This is a genomic window from Burkholderia sp. YHN3-13, assembly GCF_055810675.1.
The window spans coordinates 15,442-32,157 of sequence record NZ_JBVVNQ010000006.1 but is presented as its reverse complement, the minus strand read 5'-3'; the positions used below and the strand labels follow the sequence as shown (position 1 = coordinate 32,157).

The 16,716-nt window shown below is 67.0% G+C and carries 18 protein-coding genes and 1 tRNA gene; 2 read left to right on the top strand and 17 right to left on the bottom strand.

The annotated features are described in order from the left end of the window. Nucleotides 1–66: 66 nt before the first annotated feature. The 6 genes from AC0KUR_RS15885 to AC0KUR_RS15860 all read right to left on the bottom strand — a co-directional run bounded on the left by AC0KUR_RS15885 (nt 67) and on the right by AC0KUR_RS15860 (nt 5,327). Entirely contained in the window at nt 67–672 is a 606-nt protein-coding gene (locus AC0KUR_RS15885) for a 50S ribosomal protein L25/general stress protein Ctc (RefSeq protein WP_034189265.1), read from the bottom strand. A gap of 161 nt (nt 673–833) precedes the next feature. Next, nucleotides 834–1,796: a ribose-phosphate pyrophosphokinase gene (locus AC0KUR_RS15880; RefSeq protein WP_034189266.1), complete on the bottom strand. Its 963-nt coding sequence runs from the start codon at nt 1,794–1,796 to the stop codon at nt 834–836. Between the two features lie 45 nt (nt 1,797–1,841). After that, a tRNA-Gln gene (locus AC0KUR_RS15875) sits at nt 1,842–1,918 on the bottom strand. Between the two features lie 55 nt (nt 1,919–1,973). After that, nucleotides 1,974–2,855, bottom strand: coding sequence for a 4-(cytidine 5'-diphospho)-2-C-methyl-D-erythritol kinase (gene ispE, locus AC0KUR_RS15870; protein ID WP_069706839.1), 882 nt, complete (start codon nt 2,853–2,855; stop codon nt 1,974–1,976). 25 nt (nt 2,856–2,880) lie between these two features. After that, nucleotides 2,881–3,504: a lipoprotein insertase outer membrane protein LolB gene (gene lolB, locus AC0KUR_RS15865; RefSeq protein WP_059558733.1), complete on the bottom strand. Its 624-nt coding sequence runs from the start codon at nt 3,502–3,504 to the stop codon at nt 2,881–2,883. Continuing rightward, entirely contained in the window at nt 3,504–5,327 is a 1,824-nt protein-coding gene (locus tag AC0KUR_RS15860; RefSeq protein WP_059558731.1) for a tetratricopeptide repeat protein, read from the bottom strand. The genes lolB and AC0KUR_RS15860 overlap by 1 nt, the downstream gene beginning before the upstream one ends. A gap of 86 nt (nt 5,328–5,413) precedes the next feature. Between AC0KUR_RS15860 and mutM the strand changes: the two genes are divergently transcribed. Next, the gene (gene mutM, locus AC0KUR_RS15855; protein ID WP_034189270.1) at nt 5,414–6,241 is read left to right on the top strand and encodes a bifunctional DNA-formamidopyrimidine glycosylase/DNA-(apurinic or apyrimidinic site) lyase; all 828 of its coding nucleotides are present in this window, start codon (nt 5,414–5,416) and stop codon (nt 6,239–6,241) included. Between the two features lie 24 nt (nt 6,242–6,265). Beyond that, entirely contained in the window at nt 6,266–7,372 is a 1,107-nt protein-coding gene (mutY, locus tag AC0KUR_RS15850; protein ID WP_034189271.1) for an A/G-specific adenine glycosylase, read from the top strand. A 50-nt stretch (nt 7,373–7,422) separates the two neighbouring features. Here mutY and AC0KUR_RS15845 read toward each other — a convergent pair whose 3' ends face one another. The 11 genes from AC0KUR_RS15845 to kdsD form a co-directional block, all read right to left on the bottom strand. Continuing rightward, nucleotides 7,423–8,058 (bottom strand): LON peptidase substrate-binding domain-containing protein, encoded by a 636-nt coding sequence (locus tag AC0KUR_RS15845; protein WP_034189272.1) that lies wholly within the window; start codon nt 8,056–8,058, stop codon nt 7,423–7,425. A 27-nt stretch (nt 8,059–8,085) separates the two neighbouring features. Next, a complete protein-coding gene (gene rapZ / locus AC0KUR_RS15840; RefSeq protein ID WP_034189273.1) occupies nt 8,086–8,994 on the bottom strand; it encodes an RNase adapter RapZ in 909 nt (302 codons plus the stop codon). A gap of 75 nt (nt 8,995–9,069) precedes the next feature. Further along, complete coding sequence (gene hprK / locus AC0KUR_RS15835; protein WP_011353227.1) at nt 9,070–10,038, bottom strand: HPr(Ser) kinase/phosphatase; 969 nt, start codon at nt 10,036–10,038, stop codon at nt 9,070–9,072. Between the two features lie 129 nt (nt 10,039–10,167). Continuing rightward, nucleotides 10,168–10,680, bottom strand: coding sequence for a PTS sugar transporter subunit IIA (locus AC0KUR_RS15830; protein WP_049034209.1), 513 nt, complete (start codon nt 10,678–10,680; stop codon nt 10,168–10,170). A 194-nt stretch (nt 10,681–10,874) separates the two neighbouring features. After that, the gene (gene hpf / locus AC0KUR_RS15825) at nt 10,875–11,234 is read right to left on the bottom strand and encodes a ribosome hibernation-promoting factor, HPF/YfiA family (protein ID WP_006477786.1); all 360 of its coding nucleotides are present in this window, start codon (nt 11,232–11,234) and stop codon (nt 10,875–10,877) included. Between the two features lie 158 nt (nt 11,235–11,392). Then, nucleotides 11,393–12,898, bottom strand: a complete 1,506-nt coding sequence (locus AC0KUR_RS15820; protein WP_034189274.1) for an RNA polymerase factor sigma-54 — start codon at nt 12,896–12,898, stop codon at nt 11,393–11,395. Nucleotides 12,899–13,069: 171 nt separating this feature from the next. After that, a complete protein-coding gene (gene lptB, locus AC0KUR_RS15815; protein WP_034189275.1) occupies nt 13,070–13,846 on the bottom strand; it encodes an LPS export ABC transporter ATP-binding protein in 777 nt (258 codons plus the stop codon). Further along, on the bottom strand, nt 13,843–14,508 hold the full coding sequence (gene lptA, locus AC0KUR_RS15810) for a lipopolysaccharide transport periplasmic protein LptA (RefSeq protein WP_006483139.1): 666 nt from the start codon (nt 14,506–14,508) through the stop codon (nt 13,843–13,845). The genes lptB and lptA overlap by 4 nt, the downstream gene beginning before the upstream one ends. A gap of 20 nt (nt 14,509–14,528) precedes the next feature. Next, nucleotides 14,529–15,143, bottom strand: coding sequence for an LPS export ABC transporter periplasmic protein LptC (gene lptC, locus AC0KUR_RS15805; protein WP_034189276.1), 615 nt, complete (start codon nt 15,141–15,143; stop codon nt 14,529–14,531). A gap of 3 nt (nt 15,144–15,146) precedes the next feature. Further along, nucleotides 15,147–15,683: a KdsC family phosphatase gene (locus tag AC0KUR_RS15800; protein WP_034189277.1), complete on the bottom strand. Its 537-nt coding sequence runs from the start codon at nt 15,681–15,683 to the stop codon at nt 15,147–15,149. Further along, the gene (gene kdsD, locus AC0KUR_RS15795) at nt 15,683–16,666 is read right to left on the bottom strand and encodes an arabinose 5-phosphate isomerase KdsD (RefSeq protein WP_034189278.1); all 984 of its coding nucleotides are present in this window, start codon (nt 16,664–16,666) and stop codon (nt 15,683–15,685) included. Before kdsD ends, AC0KUR_RS15800 begins: the two co-directional genes overlap by 1 nt. Between the last annotated feature and the right edge of the window lie 50 nt (nt 16,667–16,716).

The window sequence follows — 16,716 nt, the reverse complement described above, 5'->3', positions numbered from 1 at the left end:
GGCAAGCCGCGGCGGGTTGCGTCGACCGTTTCGTGAAACGGATCGATGGGGCGCGTAGGCAGCCGCTTAGGCAGCCGGCGTTTCGCCTTCGGCTGCGTCCGACACGGCACCAGCCGGGACCGTCGCCGAAGCGATGACCGGGTTTTCCGCGTCGATGTGCGCGACCAGCGCGACGCCCTTCGGCAGCGTGATGTCCTTCGCGTGCAGCGATTGACCGGCTTCGATCTTCGACAGGTCGACTTCGAGGAACTCCGGCAGGTCGGCCGGCAGGCACTCGATTTCGATTTCCGTCGCGACGTGCGAAACGATCGCGCTCGACAGCTTCACGGCCGGGCTGACTTCCGCGTTCAGGAAGTGCAGCGGTGCCTTCGTGTGCAGCTTCTTCTTCGCGTCAACGCGCTGGAAGTCCACGTGCAGCACCAGTTGCTTGAACGGGTGGTATTGCACGTCGCGCAGCAGAACCTGTTGCGACTGGCCAGCCACTTCGAGGTCGAGGATCGACGAGTGGAAAGCTTCCTTCTTCAGGGCGTGCCACAGGGCGTTGTGATCCAGTTCGATCTTTTGCGGGGCGGCTTCGCCACCGTAAACGATACCCGTGGTCTTGCCAGCGTTGCGCAGGCGGCGGCTCGCACCCGTACCTTGCTGTTGGCGCTCGAAAGCGACGACTTTCATATGATTCTCCAATAGCTGCCCGCGACCAGGCAGTAAAACGGGGCCGTCAAACGGCGGCCCCTGATGAAACGGCCGGGGTTTCGTCTATCCCGTCCGATTGTGCAAAAAGCGAAGCGTTGCCGCTTCGCTTTCCGCGCATGCTTTGTTCCGTCGATTCGCGATCAGGATTCCGCGAACAGCGACATCACCGAATCGCCGCGGCGGATCCGCGAGAACGTCTCGGCCAGCAGGCTCGCGCTCGTCAGCGAGCGGATCTTCGAGCAGGCCAGCGATTCGGCCGACAGCGGGATCGTGTCGGTGACGACCAGCTCGTCGAGTGCCGATGCGGCGATGCGATCCGCGGCGCCGCCCGACAGCACGGGGTGCGTCGCGTACGCGAACACCTGCTTCGCACCGCGGTCCTTCAGCACTTGTGCGGCCTTGCAGAGCGTGCCGGCCGTATCGACCATGTCGTCCATGATCACGCAGGTGCGGCCTTCGACTTCACCGATGATGTTCATCACTTCGGCGACGTTCGCCTTCGGGCGACGCTTGTCGATGATCGCGAGATCGCAGTTGAGCTGCTTCGCGAGTGCCCGGGCACGCACCACGCCGCCGACGTCCGGCGACACGACGAGCAGATCCGAGTAGTTCTGCTTGCGCAGGTCGCCCAGCAGGATCGGCGTTGCGTAGATGTTGTCGACCGGGATGTCGAAGAAGCCCTGAATCTGGTCGGCGTGCAGATCCATCGTGATGATCCGCTCGACGCCGGCGATTTCCAGCATGTTCGCGACGATCTTCGCCGAGATCGCGACCCGCGCCGAACGCGGGCGGCGATCCTGACGAGCGTAGCCGAAGTAGGGGATGGCTGCGGTGATCCGGCCGGCGGATGCGCGCTTGAGCGCATCGACCATGATCATCAGTTCCATCAGGTTGTCGTTCGCCGGTGCGCACGTGGATTGCAGGACGAAGACGTCCTTGCCACGCACGTTTTCCTGGATCTCGACCTGGATCTCGCCGTCGGAGAAACGGCTGACCATTGCTTTGCCGAGGGGGATACCAAGGATATTGACGACTTCCTGGGCAAGCGCGGGATTCGCGTTGCCAGTAAAGACCATCAGGCCATCATGGCTGTGGCTGCTCATCGTGCACCTGCTTCAGGCTTGGGGCGGGAAATGCGGGAAAATTTTTGGCAGGGGAGGAAGGACTCGAACCCTCGCATGCCGGAATCAAAATCCGGTGCCTTGACCAACTTGGCGACTCCCCTACACTTAACTGACTGCTTCACCGAACTCGTGTAGGCCGTTCGGCAAAGTAAAACTTCATGACGCGAAAGCGAAGAGCGGATGCTCGTTCAGACTCTCGGCAACTGCGCCCTTCCAGCTGGCGGGCAGCTTGGCTTTCGCCGCTTCTGCCTCGTGCTTGCTGTGAAACGCTGCAAACACGCTTGCTCCGGAGCCGGTCATCCTCGCGGGGGTAACATCATACAACCATTTGACCGCCTGCGCAACTTCCGCGTACTTCCTTGTTACAACTTCCTGCATGTCGTTCCGGCCGAAGCTATCTGGCCATCCCGCATCGCTGGTTTGCTGTGCAAGAAAGTCAGCAATTGTGACGGGCTTCGTATCTCTTGTCAACAACTCATCTGAAAATATTTCAGCGGTCGGGACATGAACGCTTGGCGTCACAACCAAGAACCAGCGAGTCGGCAATTCTACCTCAGCTAATTCTTCTCCGATACCCTCTGCGAACGCATTTTTTCCAAAAATAAAAAACGGGACGTCGGCGCCGAGTTTGACCGCGAGCGACTGCAGCTCGGCACGCGGCAGGTCGAGCTGCCAAAGGCGGTTCAGCGCGAGCAGCGTCGTCGCCGCGTCGGAGCTGCCGCCGCCGAGACCGGCGCCCATCGGCAGGCACTTGTCGATCTCGATGTCGACGCCGTGCGCGGTGCCCGTATGCGTTTTCAGCAGGTTGGCCGCGCGCACGACGAGATCGCTTTCCTCGGGCACGCCGGGCACGTCGGTGACGCGTGCGACGCGACCGTCGTCGCGCAGCGTGAAGTGCAGCGTATCGCCCCAGTTCAGCAGCTGGAACACGCTCTGCAGGTCGTGATAGCCGTTCGGGCGACGGCCGGTGATGTGCAGGAACAGGTTGAGTTTCGCGGGCGCAAGGCAGTTGCGCAGCGAGCGGGTCGAATCGGTCATGCGTATGTCTGGGCTGGGCCGGTGCTCACTGGTCGAGCACGAGCTTGATGTCGAGCGGCGGTGTCGCGCGCACGAGGTTGACGCGTTTGACGCCCGTGGCCGGGGCATCCGCGTAGGCAAGGTAGTCGATCGTCCAGCCGTCCTGGCGGATCTGCTTGACGCGCGTGCCGTCGGCCGGGTCGCGCACGGTTTCCGCCTGCGTCGCGGGCGCGGCCGTCGGCAGCAGCCAGTAGCGCAGGCCGGCGAGCGGCAGTTCGAAGCCGAGCGTCTTCTGCATCAGGTCGCCGACGTCCGGCGCGTATTGCGTCGGACGGTTCGGCAGTTCGAGCGAGGCTGCCTGCGGCGTCGATTTCACGATCGCGAGCGTCTGGCCGAGCGGGCTGCGCAGCTCGAGCGACACGTCGTCGCCGTGTTCCTGCCAGTCGAAGTTGCCGTACACGTGCTGCTGCTTGCCGAGACGGTCGTCGTACTGCACCGCGAAGCGGCCGTGGTAAGCATGCGACGCGGCCGTTTGCAGCACCGCGCCGGTCGCCGGCGCGCTGGCCGACGGCGGCGTGCTCGCGCAGCCGGCGAGCGCGAGCGCCGCGCCGGCCGCGGCCAGCGTGCGCTGCGCGCGGGAGAACGGGGAAAGCGTCGGGAACATCCGCATCAGAGGCCGTTGATCTGGAGGCGCTTCAGCGTCTGCACGAGCGTCTCGTTGTCGGGTTCGAGCTTCTGCGCGTCGCGCCATGCGGAACGCGCGTCGTCCTGCGCGCCGCTCTTCCACAGCACTTCGCCGAGGTGCGCGCCGATTTCGGCGTTCGGCTGCAGTTCGTACGCGCGCCGCAGGACCTTGGTCGCGCCGGCCGTGTCGCCCATCCGGTACTTCACCCAGCCGAGGCTGTCCATGATGTACGCGTCGTTCGGCGCGAGCGCCATCGCCTTGTCGATCAGCTTGCTGGCTTCGGGCAGGCGCTGGTTGCGGTCGGCCAGCGAATAGCCGAGCGCGTTGTACGCCTGCGGGTTGTCGGGCTGCGTGCGGATCAGCTCGCGCAACTGCTTTTCCATCGTCGTGTAGTGGCCGGTCTTTTCGGCCGCCATCGCGTAGTCGTAGCGCAGGTCGGGATCGTCGGGGAAGTCCTGGACCGCTTGGCCGAGCCGCGCCTCGGCTTCCGGATAGCGTTTCGCTGTGAACAGGATCGACGCGTCGGTGCGCGCGACCACGGCCGCGTCGCGCGGATCGGTGATCGGCAGGTCGTCGAGCACCTTGCGCGCCTCGTCGGTCTTGCCCTGTTTCTGCAGCAGCTGCGCGCGCGTGATTTGCGCGGGCAGGTAGTGCTGGCTCGTCTGGTCGACCTTGTCGAGCCATTGCGACGCCTGCGCGTCGTTGTTCTGGTCGATCGCGATCTGCGCGAGGTAGATGTAGCCCTGGCCGACGTCGAGGTTCGGCTGCTTGTTGCCGAGCTGCACGTACTGCTTCAGGTAGGCGGTCGCTTCGTCGAGCTTCTTCTGCTGGATCTTGATCAGCGCGAGCGCCATCAGCGGCGTCGGATCCTTCGCGTCGAGCTTGCGCATCGTCTCGAACTGCTTCTGCGCGTCGTCGAGGCGGTCGTCGGCGAGATACAGCTGCGACAGCGCGAGCCGCGCATCGCGCGACTTCGGATTCTGCTGAACATACTTCTCGAACGAGGCGATGCCGGCCGCGCGTTCCGCCGGGCCCATCTGCGACAGCATCAGCGCCGCCGGCAGGTAGTCGGGGCGCAGCGCCAGCGCCTGCTTCAGCGACTGCGCGGCGCCGTCCTTGTCGTCGACCGCGAGCTGCTGCCGTGCGATCGCGAGCTGGGCCTCGGGGCGGTTCATGTCGTTCTTCAGCATGTCCTTCAGCACCGCGAGGCCGCCGACGCGGTCGGGGCCGCGCACGAGCAGCGCCTGCAGCGCGAGGATCGCCGGGCCGCGCGTCTCGCCGGTCGCGCGGGCCAGCTCGCGCGCGAGCATCGGCTGCGCGTCGGCCGGCTTGCCGGCGAGCACCAGCAGCGCGGCATCGACCTGCGACGCCCGGTTCGAATCCGGCGCGTACTGGCGCCACAGATTCGCGGCGGACAGCGCGTCGGCCGGGCTCTGCGCGCCGAGCGCGATCTCGGTCGCGCGCTGCGCCATGCGCGGATCGCGCGTGTCGCGGGCAAGTGCGAGGTAGGTCTGGTAGGCGGGCGCCGGCTGGTTGCGCTGGAGCGCGACCTCGGCGGCGAGCACCTGGTAGACGATCTGGCTCGTCAGCGGCACGCCGGGGAGATTCTTCTGCTCGTCCGGCATCACATGCTCGAACGCACCCTGCGGCTCCGCGTCGTCCGATGCCGGATCCTGCGCGTGGGCCGGGAAGGCGGTGAGGGTCCAGGCGGCAAACAGCGCGGCGCCGAGTGCACGGCGGACCGGGAAGGCGCGCACGCCGCGCACGGCGGCGGGGCGCTTCTGAAGCAGCTTCGAGGGCAGAGTCATGGAAATCCGTTCGATGTTTCAACCGATTGTAACGCGCTCGCTACAATACACGCACGATCGTGAATCCAGCCTCAGACCCGTAAAACATGCCAGAGTTGCCAGAAGTCGAAGTCACGCGCCGGGGCATCGAGCCCTTTGTCGCGGGCCGCCGCGTCGAGCGTGTCGACGTCCGTACCGAGATGCTGCGCTGGCCCGTGCCGGCGGGGCTCGCCGAGCAGTTGCGCGCGCGCGAGGTGCTCGCCGTCGAGCGTCGCGGCAAGTATCTGCTGTTCGAGGTCGACGCCGGCTGGTTCATCGTCCATCTCGGCATGACGGGCACGCTGCGCGTGCTGCCCGCGGCCGGCGTGCCGGTCGCCGCGAAGCACGACCATATCGACTGGATCTTCGACGAATTCGTGCTGCGGTTCCGCGACCCGCGCCGCTTCGGCGCCGTGTTGTGGCACCCGCGCGAAGCAGGCGACGTGCACGCGCATCCGCTTCTCGCGAGCCTCGGCGTCGAGCCGTTCTCGCCGGCGTTCACCGGCGCGCTGCTGCACGCGCGCACGCGCGGCCGCACGGTGTCGGTCAAGCAGGCGCTGCTCGCGGGCGACATGGTCGTCGGCGTCGGCAACATCTATGCGTCGGAGAGCCTGTTTCGCGCCGGCATCCGGCCGACGACGGCCGCCGGCAAGGTCTCGCTGCCGCGCTACGAGCGGCTGGCCGACGCGGTGCGCGCGACGCTCGCCGACGCGATCGAGCGCGGCGGCAGCACGTTGCGCGATTTTGTCGGCAGCAACGGCGAAAGCGGCTACTTCCAGCTCGACTGCTTCGTCTACGACCGGGCGGGCCAGCCGTGCCGCGTATGCGGCACGCCGATCCGCCAGATCGTGCAGGGCCAGCGGTCGACCTATTTCTGCCCGACCTGCCAGCGTTGAAACCTTTTTTCACGATTAGATAACTTGAAGCCGCCCCGCATCGCCCCCGCTCCGTTCCCCGTCACGCCGCTGCACCGCACGTTCGCCACGCGCCTGGTCGCGTGGCAGCGCGAGCACGGCCGCCACGACCTGCCGTGGCAGAACACCCGCGATCCGTACCGGATCTGGCTGTCGGAAATCATGCTGCAGCAGACGCAGGTGTCGACCGTGATTCCGTACTACACGCGCTTTCTCGAACGCTACCCCGACGTCGCGGCGCTCGCCGCCGCCCCGGCCGACGACGTGATGGCGCTGTGGGCGGGGCTCGGCTACTACTCGCGTGCGCGCAACCTGCATCGCTGCGCGCAGGTCGTCGTCGCCGAACACGGCGGTGCGTTTCCGGCGACGCCCGACGCGCTGGCCGAACTGCCGGGCATCGGCCGCTCGACGGCCGCCGCGATCGCGTCGTTCGCCTACGGCGCGCGTGCGACGATTCTCGACGGCAACGTGAAGCGCGTGCTCGCGCGCGTGTTCGGCGTCGAGGGGTTTCCGGGCGAGAAGCGGGTCGAGAACGACATGTGGGCGCTCGCCGAATCGCTATTGCCCGATGCCGCGAACGCGGCCGACGTGAGTGCCTACACGCAGGGGCTGATGGATCTCGGCGCGACGCTGTGCGTGCGCGGCAAGCCCGATTGCGCGCGCTGCCCGTTCGCGGGCGACTGCGTCGCGCAATCGACGGGCCGCCAGCGCGAACTGCCGGCCGCGCGGCCGAAGAAGGCCGTGCCGACGCGCAGGACCTGGATGCTCGTGCTGCGCGATGGCGATGCCGTGCTGCTGGAGCGCCGCCCGCCGACCGGGATCTGGGGCGGACTGTGGAGCCTGCCGCAAGCGGACGGCGACGCCGCGCTCGCGGAACTCGCGCGCGGTTTCGGCGGCGGCGGCACGGTGCCGCTCGCCCCGCTCACGCACACCTTCACGCATTTCCGGCTCGAGATCGAACCGCGGCTGAGCGACATCGCGGACGGCGGTGGATTGCCTTCGTCCGCGCGCGACGCGGATACCGCCTGGGTGCCGTTGAGCCGGCTCGATGCGTACGGCGTCCCGGCGCCCGTGCGCAAGCTGCTCGACGCACTGAGCGGGCCGCTGCTGTAACGAAAGGGAAAGGGCGCCGCGCGCCCGGGAACGCGCCGGGCCGGCGCCGCCTAAAGCCAGCCGTGCCGGTCGAGCACGTGGTGCACGGCGTCGATGCGTGCGCCGACGTCCGGAAACTCCATCAGCTTCTGCCGCGCCCGCAGGTCGAGCGGCAGCAGTTCCGCGAGGCGGTTCGACACCCAGCTCGGATCGTCGAGGCGGAACGGTTCGCCGAACGGCATCTTCTCCGGATCGGACTTCTTCAGCGCGTTGATGATGCGCTCGAGCACCTCGGCGCACGAGCCGAACTGCGCGAGCGTCTGCTCGCCTTCGAGCGGGATGTCGTCGGGCAGCGGCTCCGCGATGCCGACCAGCAGCCCGTTGCCTTCGACGCGATACGACAGCAGCTCGAAACGCTGCGTGCCGACCGCCTGCAGATACAGCATCCCGAATTCACCGGTATCGCACTCGGTGATGCGCGCCATGCAGCCGATGGTCTCGGGCACCGACACGGCGCCGTCCTGCGCGACTTCGGGCCCGCTCTTCAGCAGGCACACGCCGAACGGTGAGTTATCGCGCAGGCACGCGCGGGACATGTCGAGATAGCGCGCCTCGAACACCTTGAGCGGGAGCAGGCCTCCCGGAAACAGTACCGTGTGCAGTGGAAACAGCGGCAGGTCGATCAGGGTGGTCGATAGGGAGGACATGGCGCGCTGACAAGGGAGCGGGTGTCGCTAGGGTCGGGCGACCTCGGAGACGAGCCGCGACGACGCGTCGACATCCACTGGCGCGTCACGATGCCGCACGATCACGTTCGCCTCGTGCGCGAGGCGCGCGGCGAGCGTTTCCGCGATGAACACCGAGCGATGCTGGCCGCCCGTGCAGCCGATGGCGACGGTCAGGTAGCTGCGGTTGTCATCACGGAAGTGCGGCAGCCATTTCATCAGGAACGCATGGATGTCGTCGATCATCTGGTGGACGATCGGCAGTGCGTCGAGAAAGGCGATGACCGGCCGGTCGAGCCCGGTGAGCGGGCGCAACTCGTGGTCGTAGTACGGGTTCGGCAGCGCGCGCACGTCGAACATCAGGTCGGCGTCGAGCGGCACGCCGCGCTTGAAGCCGAACGACTCGAACATCACCATCAGGTCGTTGTCTTTCTGCTCGATGAAGCGCTTGACCCACGTGCGCAGCACGTTCGCGCGCAGCGTGCTCGTATCGATCTGGTGGCCGAATTCGGCGAGCGGCGCGACGAGGTCGCGCTCGCGCTCGATCGCTTCCTCGAGCGACGACAGCAGGCCGACGTCCGCATCGTGCGACAGCGAGCCGGACAGCGGATGGCGGCGGCGCGTTTCGGAGAAGCGCTGGATCAGCGCCTGGGTGCTGGCGTTGAGGAACAGCACGCGCACGTCGTGCTCGCCCGACAGTTCGCGGATCAGGCCGGGCATTTCGTCGAGCGACGCGCTCGAGCGCGCGTCGATCGCGACCGCGAGCCGGCGCTGGCCGTTCTGGCCGAGGTAGCGGGCGAGTTCGGGCAGCACGTGCGGCGGCAGGTTGTCGACGCAGTAATAGCCTGCGTCTTCGAGCGCGTTCAGCGCGACGGACTTGCCTGAGCCGGAGATGCCGGTGATAAGGACGATGCGCATGGGAAGCAGTGAATCCTGACGTTTCATCATAGCACCGGCTCGACGCGTCGGCGTTGCGCGGCCGGCGCGTGCGGGTTACACCAGTTTGCCGGGGAACTGACTGTCGGGATCCTGCATCGCGAGTCGTTGCCGATCCATGAAATCGCGCAAGGTGTCGATTCCGCGCAACTGCAGGATCGTGTTCCGGACGGCCGCCTCGACCAGCACCGCGAGGTTGCGGCCGGCCGCGACCTGGATCGTGACCTTGCTGATCGGCAGGCCGAGCACGTCGACGGTCTGGCTTTCGAGCGGCAGGCGTTGGAATTCGCCGTCGGGGCGCCGTACGAGCTGGACGATCAGCTTCAGCTTCATTTTCCGCCGCACGGCGGTTTCGCCGAAGATCGTCTTGATGTCGAGCAGGCCGAGGCCGCGCACTTCGAGCAGGTTCTGCAGCAGCGGCGGGCAGCGCCCTTCGACGAAATCGGGGCCAAGTCTGACGAAATCGACCGCGTCGTCGGCGACGAGGCCGTGGCCGCGGCTGATCAGCTCGAGGCCGAGTTCGCTCTTGCCGAGGCCCGAATCGCCGGTCAGGAGCACGCCCATCCCGAGGATGTCGATGAACACGCCGTGCAGCGTCGCGCGCGGCGCGAGGATGCGCGACATGTAGAGCCGCAGGCTGTCGATCACGGCGGCGGCCGACATCGGCGTCGTGAACAGCGGGGTGGACGAGCGCGTGCAGCGCAGCACGAGTTCGGGCGGGGCCGCGGCGCCGCCGGCGACGACGAGGAACGGCGGCTCGAGCGCGATCAGCTCGGCCATGTGGCGCGAGCGGTCTTCGTCGGTTTGCCGCTGGTAGTAGTCGATTTCGGCCTCGCCGAGCACCTGGATCCGGTTCGGGTGGATCAGGTTCAGGTGGCCGACGAGGTCGGCGCTCGAGGTCGCATTGCCGACCGTGTCGGCGGAAAAGCCGCGCTCCCAGCCTTCATGCCCCGTCAGCCAGCTCAGTTTCAGCGTGGCCGCGTTGTCGTCGAAGATGCTCTGGGCGTTGATGCTGGACGTATCCATGACTCTCGTCACTCCAATGAGCCGGTGCATGCGCGCGGCGACGGGCGTCGCCATGCCGAGCCGGCGCCGGGCGGCCCTGGACGGCGGCGTGTGCCGCCGCGTACCGGAAAATATTCCGCCCGGATCAACTCAAGGTTGCCACTGAGTGAGCAGGCGATGCAACTCGGCGATATCCGTTTCGTTGTGCAGACGCTCGCGCGCGTCGCGATCGGATAGCAGTTGCGCGATTTCCGACAGGATCTCGAGGTGCTGCTGGGTGGCTTGCTCGGGGACGAGCAGGAAGATCAGGAGGCCGACCGGCTGGCCGTCGGGCGCTTCGAACGGGATCGCATCGGCGAGGCGGACGAACGCGGCGAGCGGGTGCTTGAGACCCTTGATGCGGCCGTGCGGAATCGCGACCCCTTCGCCGAGCCCGGTCGAACCGAGGCGCTCGCGCGCGAACAGGTTGTCCGTGACGATGCTGCGGGCGATGCCGTTCTGATTCTCGAACATCAGCCCGGCTTGTTCGAAGACGCGTTTCTTGCTGGTGACTGAGAGGTCGATGACGACGTTCTCTATGGGCAGGATTTTGGCTAGGCGATTCATGTTGGCAGGCGATTGGGCGGCCTGGGGTCTCCTTGCTGCGGCAGACTGATTTTCCATGTTCGGCGATATCAAGGCATGTGGCATCGGCAACCTGCAACGCAGCTACCGCACCCAGCGCCCCCCGGCGATAACCGGAACATTATAGAGCACAGCCGCGTGCGTGGCGCAGCCCGGACCGACCGGTTGCACCCCTGCGCGGAGTCGCAAAAAAAACGCCCGGCGAACCGGGCGGCGTGCGTGTTGCAGTAAGGTTATTGCGGCGGCAGTTCGATCTGGTCGATCGACGGTTGAAGCTTGATCGGGTCGTGCGCGTGCGTTTGCAGGCGCTCCATGTGCTTGACGACCTGGCGATCCAGCTTGTCGATCAGCAAATCGATCGCAGCGTACAGGTTGCCGTTCGCGCTTTCGACGAAGATGTCCTTGCCCTTCAGGTGCAGGTTGATTTCCGCGCGCTGCTGCTTGTCCTTTTCCTTGTGGTTGTCGACCGAGAGGATCACAGTGCCATCGATCACCTGATCGCTATGCCGTAGCACCCGGTCCAGCTTGGTGATCACGTATTCGCGAATGGCAGGCGTGACTTCGAGATGATGTCCACTGATCTTCAGGTTCATAGTGCTTCTCCAAGCGAGTGACCACCCGGCCGCATCGAGGCGGCGCTCCGGTCGACTTGCCCCTGCCGCACGAGGCGGCATATCGCGGACAAGTCGCCCGGCCTGTTCCCCGTGTGCGCGGTGGCCGGAACACGCCTGCCGCCGGGCAGGCAGCAGGCTTAAAGAGACTTGCGCAGATTCACTGCCGGGATCTTGAGGGCTTCGCGATATTTCGCAACCGTGCGGCGCGCGACCACGAAACCCTGTTCTGCCAGCAGCTCGGCAATGCGGCTGTCCGAAAGTGGCGATTTTGGGTCTTCAGCTCCTATCAGTTGCTTGATGAGGGCTCGGATGGCGGTCGACGAGGCGGCGCCACCGGTGTCGGTCGAAACGTGAGATCCGAAGAAGTACTTAAATTCCAGCGTCCCGAACGGGGTCAGCATGTACTTCCCGGTTGTCACACGGCTGACAGTCGACTCGTGTAGGCCCAGCGTATCAGCTATTTCCCGCAAAACCAAGGGGCGCATGGCAATTTCACCGTGCGCAAAGAAATTCTTCTGACGCTCGACAATAGCCTGCGCGACTCGCAGGATCGTGTCGAAACGCTGCTGGATATTTTTGATCAGCCAGCGCGCTTCCTGGAGCTGCTGCTTCAGCGAACCGGCCGACGGATCGCCGCGGCTGTTGCGCAGGATGTTCGCGTACAGGTTGTTGATCCGCAGGCGCGGCACGACCTCCGGATTGAGTTCCGCGAGCCACCCCTGGCCGGCCTTCTTCACGATGATGTCGGGCACGACGTAGTCGGCCTCGGCCTTGCCGTACGCGGCGCCGGGGAACGGCTCCAGCGAGCGGATCAGCGCATGCGCGTCGCGCAGCGCGTCGTCGCTCGCCTTCAGGTGCTTGCGCAACCGTGTGAAATCGCGGGCCGCGAGCAGTTCGAGGTGCTGCGACACGATCTCGAGCGCGAGCGTGCGCGTCGGGGACGGATCGAGGCGCAGCAGCTGCAGCTTCAGGCATTCGGACGCCGAGCGTGCGCCGACCCCGGGCGGGTCGAAGCTGTGCAGCAGCGCGAGCGCCGCGTTCAGTTCGTCGCAGTCGATCTCCAGCTCGGGCGGCAGGTCGGCGAGCACCTCGTCGAGCGTCGCGGTCAGGTAGCCGTCGTCGTCGAGCGACTCGATCAGGAACATCACGAGCGCGCGATCGCGCGGGCCGGCCTGCGTGACGCGCAACTGCGCGGACAGGTGGTCGCGCAGCGACGTCGCGGCTTCCTGCACCTGCAGCGGCGGGAGGTCGTCGTCGTCGGACGCGCCGCTCGCGCGGCCGAATTCGTCGAGATTCCATTGCGGGCCGTCGTTGCCGTCGCCGGAACCGTAACCGTCGTAGTCGTCGGCACCGGCCGGCTCGTCGCGCTCCGCGCGATCGCTGGACGTGCTGCTGCCGTTTGCCGAGGCCGGCTCGGTGTTCTGCGCGGGCGGCGTCTGCGCGATCAGCGATCCGTCCGCCGCGACACGCAGCGGGCTCGCGATCCATTCGTCGTCGTTCTCGAGCAGCGGGTTCTGCGCGACGGCCATCGCGACTTCCTGCTGCAATTCGAGCGTGGACAACTGCAGGAGCCGGATCGACTGCTGCAGCTGCGGCGTCAGCGCCAGGTGTTGCGACAGGCGGAGTTGAAGGCTGGCTTTCATGGCAAGGAGGGAGTCATACCGGCAGTTTGCCACGACCCAGGCGCATTGAGCCATCCGCGATTACGCGCGGCGCGCCGCCCGGCCGCGGGCATGCCCGCGGGGCGTGGATGCAAAGCAGGGCGCGGCCCCGCGCGGCGATGCCGGGCGGGGTGCAGCCAGCCACGAGGGGAGTTACATGCGGAAGTGTTCGCCGAGGTACACGCGGCGCACGCTTTCGTTTTCGATGATTTCGCTCGGCGCGCCGGCGGCGAGCACCGAGCCGTCGCTGATGATGTACGCGTGATCGCAGATGCCGAGCGTTTCGCGGACGTTGTGATCGGTGATCAGCACGCCGATGTTGCGTTGCTTCAGGAACTTGACGATCTTCTGGATCTCGAGCACCGCGATCGGGTCGACGCCGGCGAACGGTTCGTCGAGCAGGATGAAGTTCGGGTTGGTCGCGAGCGCGCGGGCGATCTCGACGCGGCGCCGTTCGCCGCCCGACAGCGACAGCGCGGGGTTCTCGCGCAGATGGCCGATCTGCAGCTCGTCGAGCAGCGCCTCGGTGCGCGACGAGATCGCGTCCTTCGACAGCCGCTTGCCGTCTTCGCCGTGCTGCAGTTCGAGCACCGCGCGGATGTTTTCCTCGACGGTCAGCTTGCGGAACACGGACGCTTCCTGCGGCAGGTACGACAGGCCGAGCGACGCGCGCTTGTGGATCGGCAGCAGGCTGATCGAGCTGCCGTTCAGCGAGATCTCGCCCGCGTCGAGCGGCACGAGGCCGACGATCATGTAGAACGACGTGGTCTTGCCGGCGCCGTTCGGGCCGAGCAGGCCGACGACCTCGCCGCTCTTCACGTCGAGCGACACGTCCTTGACGACCGTGCGCGAGCCGTAGCGCTTCTTCAGGTTGCGGACGACGAGCGAGCTCGTGGTGCCGGCAGGCTGGCGGTTCGGTAGCGCGTTCATTGGCCCGGCGCTCCCTGGATCGTGGTCGACGGCGACAGCTTCGCCGGCGCGCCGTTCAGCGGCGCGGGGCCGCCGTTCTTCGGCGACAGCATCGCGCGCACGCGGCCGTTCGGGTTGCCCGGCGCGGCCACGTCCTTGCCGCCCTTCGCGGTGTAGAAGTCGCGCTGGCCGTCGTACGTGATCACGCTGCCGTGCACGGTATCGGCGACGGTCGACGTGCCCTGCAGGCGGCGCACGGTCGCGGCCGTCGTGAGCGTGGTCAGGTCCTGCTTGCCGTCGTAGTCGATGCGCTCGGCGTCGCCGTCGATGTATTCGTCGAGGCCTTCGCGCTTCTGGCGGAACGTCGCGTGCTTCTTGCCGCTGCCGAACGAGGTGGCGTACTGATAGCCTTCCGGGTCCTGGCGCACTTCGACGCGATCGCCCTTGATGATGATCGTGCCCTTCGTGATCACGACGTTGCCGGTCGCGACCGTGACCTGCTTCAGGTCGTCATAGGTCAGGTTGTCGGCCTCGACGTTGATCGGCTTGTTCTGGTCGGCCTTCTCGGCATGGGCGAGCGGCGCCAGCCCGACCAGCGGGAGCGCCACGAGCGTCGCGGCAAGCGCGGCGCGGACGGCGCGCGCAGCGCCGCCGGAAATCTGTCGAGGGAACGGTTCGTTCATGCAGTCACGTGAGGGATGCGTCACTTGGGTTGACCTTTCGAGCCGCCGGACGTGTCCGCGGCGGCAATCGTGCCGCGCACGTTGCCGTAGAGCTCGATGACCCGGGTGACGTTGTTGTACTTCATGCCGTCGGTCGCGTTGACGAGCGACAGGCCGCGCTGAAGTTTAACCGGCTTTTCGGTCTGGATCACATCGTCATTGACGAAGATCCGGAAATGCTGGGAATCGGCCTGCATCTGCGGATCGCCGCCGCCGGCCGCGCGCAGGATGCGGGCATCGTCGTACAAATCGACGATCGACACGTCGCCGTTGACGGTGCCGCGCTTCGCGGTGGTCGTGACGACCGGCTTGCCGGGCTGGAACGCGCGCATGGCCGGATCGGTCAGGTCGCTGCTTTCGGTGTCTTCGTAGTGGATCAGCTTCGCGGCCGTCAGCCGGTACTGGGTCGAGCCGGACTGGTCGAGCTCGGTGACCGAGAAGTTGTCCGCGAAATAGTCGGGCGTGTGGCGCTTCGGCTGCACGGTGCCCTCGCCGGGCGGCGGCAGCGTGGCCTGCAGCAGCCACCACGTGACGCCCGCGAGCGCGGCGACCGCGCCGAGCGGCAGCAGCTGGGTCCAGCGGAAATGCGTATTCATCCGTCAGGCTCCGCAGGCCGCCGCGAGCAGCGCGTCGTAGCGGCGCTGCGCGCGCAGGATCGCGTCGCAGACTTCGCGCACGGCGCCCTGGCCGCCACGGGCCTCGGCCACCCAGTGCGCGCGGGCGATCACCTCGGGGTGCGCATTCGCGGGGGCCGTCGCGAAGCCGCAGCGCAGCATCACCGGCAGGTCGGGCCAGTCGTCGCCCATGTAGCCGCATGCGTCGGCGGCGAGGCCGAGCGAGGCGATCAGGTCGGCGAACACGGCGAGCTTGTTCTCGACGCCCTGGAACAGGTGCGCGATCTTCATTTCCTTCGCGCGCGCCGCGACGATCTCCGAGCGGCGGCCCGTGATGATCGCGGTCGCGATACCGGCTTCGCCGAGCAGCTTCACGCCGTGGCCGTCGAGCGAATTGAACGACTTCATCGTGTCGCCGGCCGCGGTAAACAGCAGGCCGCCGTCGGTCAGCACGCCGTCGACGTCGAAAATCATCAGCTTCACGCGGCTGGCGCGTTCGGCCGCAGTCAGCGCTGCGCTCATCAGATCACCTTCTTCGAAAACAGGTCGTGCATGTTCAGCGCGCCGATCAGCGCGCCGTCGGCATCGACCACCAGCATCTGGTTGATCCGGTGGCGCTCCATCAGTTCCACGGCCTCGACCGCCAGATGATCCGGCGCGATCGTGCGCGGGTCGCGCGTCATCACGTCGGTGATCGGCAGCGTGCGGAAATCGCCGTCGCGTGCGAGCACGCGGCGCAGGTCGCCGTCCGTGAAGATGCCGACGACCTTGCCGGCGGCGTCGACCACGGCCGTCATGCCGAGGCGTTTCGCGGTGATCTGGAACAGCGCGTCCGACAGCGTCGCGTCGAGCCCGACGGACGGGACGTCGTCGCCCGAGCGCATCACGTCGCGCACGTAGGTGAGCAGGCGCCGGCCGAGCGCGCCGCCCGGGTGCGAGCGCGCGAAATCCTCCGAGCCGAAGCCGCGCGCGTCGAGCACGGCGACGGCGAGCGCATCGCCGAGCGCGAGCGCGGCGGTCGTGCTCGCGGTGGGCGCGAGGTTCAGCGGGCACGCTTCCTTCGAGACGGCGGCGTTCAGGTTCACGTCGGCGAGTGTCCCGAGGCTCGACTCCGCGCGGCCCGTGATCGCGATCAGCTTCGCGCCGATCCGCTTCACGAGCGGCAGGATCGCGACGAGTTCTTCCGACTCGCCGGAATAGGAGATGCCGATGAAGACGTCGTCGGAGGTGACCATCCCGAGGTCGCCGTGGCTGGCTTCGGCGGGGTGGACGAAGAAGGCCGGCGTACCGGTGCTGGCCAGCGTGGCCGCGATCTTGCGGGCGATATGCCCCGATTTGCCGATACCGGACACCACCACGCGGCCGCGGCAGCCGAGCAGCAGCGCGACGGCCTGGACGAAGCCGCCGTCGAGCTGGTCGCGCAGCGCGCGCACGGCGTCCGCCTCGATGTCGAGTACGTCGCGGGCGAGCGCGAGCGCCCGATCATCATTGATTTTCGCTATCATGCGCGGAGTATAGCAAAGGCGTTTGTTCGCCGCGCCGGGCCCTCGGACTC

Excerpts from the sequence above, each read along its gene's own strand:
- AC0KUR_RS15845 (WP_034189272.1), bottom strand. The coding sequence starts at position 8,058 with ATGTCCTCCCTATCGACCACCCTGATCGACCTGCCGCTGTTTCCACTG.
- rapZ (WP_034189273.1), bottom strand. The coding sequence starts at position 8,994 with ATGCGCATCGTCCTTATCACCGGCATCTCCGGCTCAGGCAAGTCCGTC.
- lptB (WP_034189275.1), bottom strand. The coding sequence starts at position 13,846 with ATGAACGCGCTACCGAACCGCCAGCCTGCCGGCACCACGAGCTCGCTC.
- hpf (WP_006477786.1), bottom strand. The coding sequence starts at position 11,234 with ATGAACCTGAAGATCAGTGGACATCATCTCGAAGTCACGCCTGCCATT.
- AC0KUR_RS15800 (WP_034189277.1), bottom strand. The coding sequence starts at position 15,683 with ATGAGCGCAGCGCTGACTGCGGCCGAACGCGCCAGCCGCGTGAAGCTG.
- ispE (WP_069706839.1), bottom strand. The coding sequence starts at position 2,855 with ATGACCGATTCGACCCGCTCGCTGCGCAACTGCCTTGCGCCCGCGAAA.
- mutM (WP_034189270.1), top strand. The coding sequence starts at position 5,414 with ATGCCAGAGTTGCCAGAAGTCGAAGTCACGCGCCGGGGCATCGAGCCC.
- hprK (WP_011353227.1), bottom strand. The coding sequence starts at position 10,038 with ATGGATACGTCCAGCATCAACGCCCAGAGCATCTTCGACGACAACGCG.
- kdsD (WP_034189278.1), bottom strand. The coding sequence starts at position 16,666 with ATGATAGCGAAAATCAATGATGATCGGGCGCTCGCGCTCGCCCGCGAC.
- AC0KUR_RS15820 (WP_034189274.1), bottom strand. The coding sequence starts at position 12,898 with ATGAAAGCCAGCCTTCAACTCCGCCTGTCGCAACACCTGGCGCTGACG.
- AC0KUR_RS15860 (WP_059558731.1), bottom strand. The coding sequence starts at position 5,327 with ATGACTCTGCCCTCGAAGCTGCTTCAGAAGCGCCCCGCCGCCGTGCGC.
- AC0KUR_RS15885 (WP_034189265.1), bottom strand. The coding sequence starts at position 672 with ATGAAAGTCGTCGCTTTCGAGCGCCAACAGCAAGGTACGGGTGCGAGC.
- lptC (WP_034189276.1), bottom strand. The coding sequence starts at position 15,143 with ATGAATACGCATTTCCGCTGGACCCAGCTGCTGCCGCTCGGCGCGGTC.
- lolB (WP_059558733.1), bottom strand. The coding sequence starts at position 3,504 with ATGCGGATGTTCCCGACGCTTTCCCCGTTCTCCCGCGCGCAGCGCACG.
- AC0KUR_RS15830 (WP_049034209.1), bottom strand. The coding sequence starts at position 10,680 with ATGGAAAATCAGTCTGCCGCAGCAAGGAGACCCCAGGCCGCCCAATCG.
- AC0KUR_RS15880 (WP_034189266.1), bottom strand. The coding sequence starts at position 1,796 with ATGAGCAGCCACAGCCATGATGGCCTGATGGTCTTTACTGGCAACGCG.
- lptA (WP_006483139.1), bottom strand. The coding sequence starts at position 14,508 with ATGAACGAACCGTTCCCTCGACAGATTTCCGGCGGCGCTGCGCGCGCC.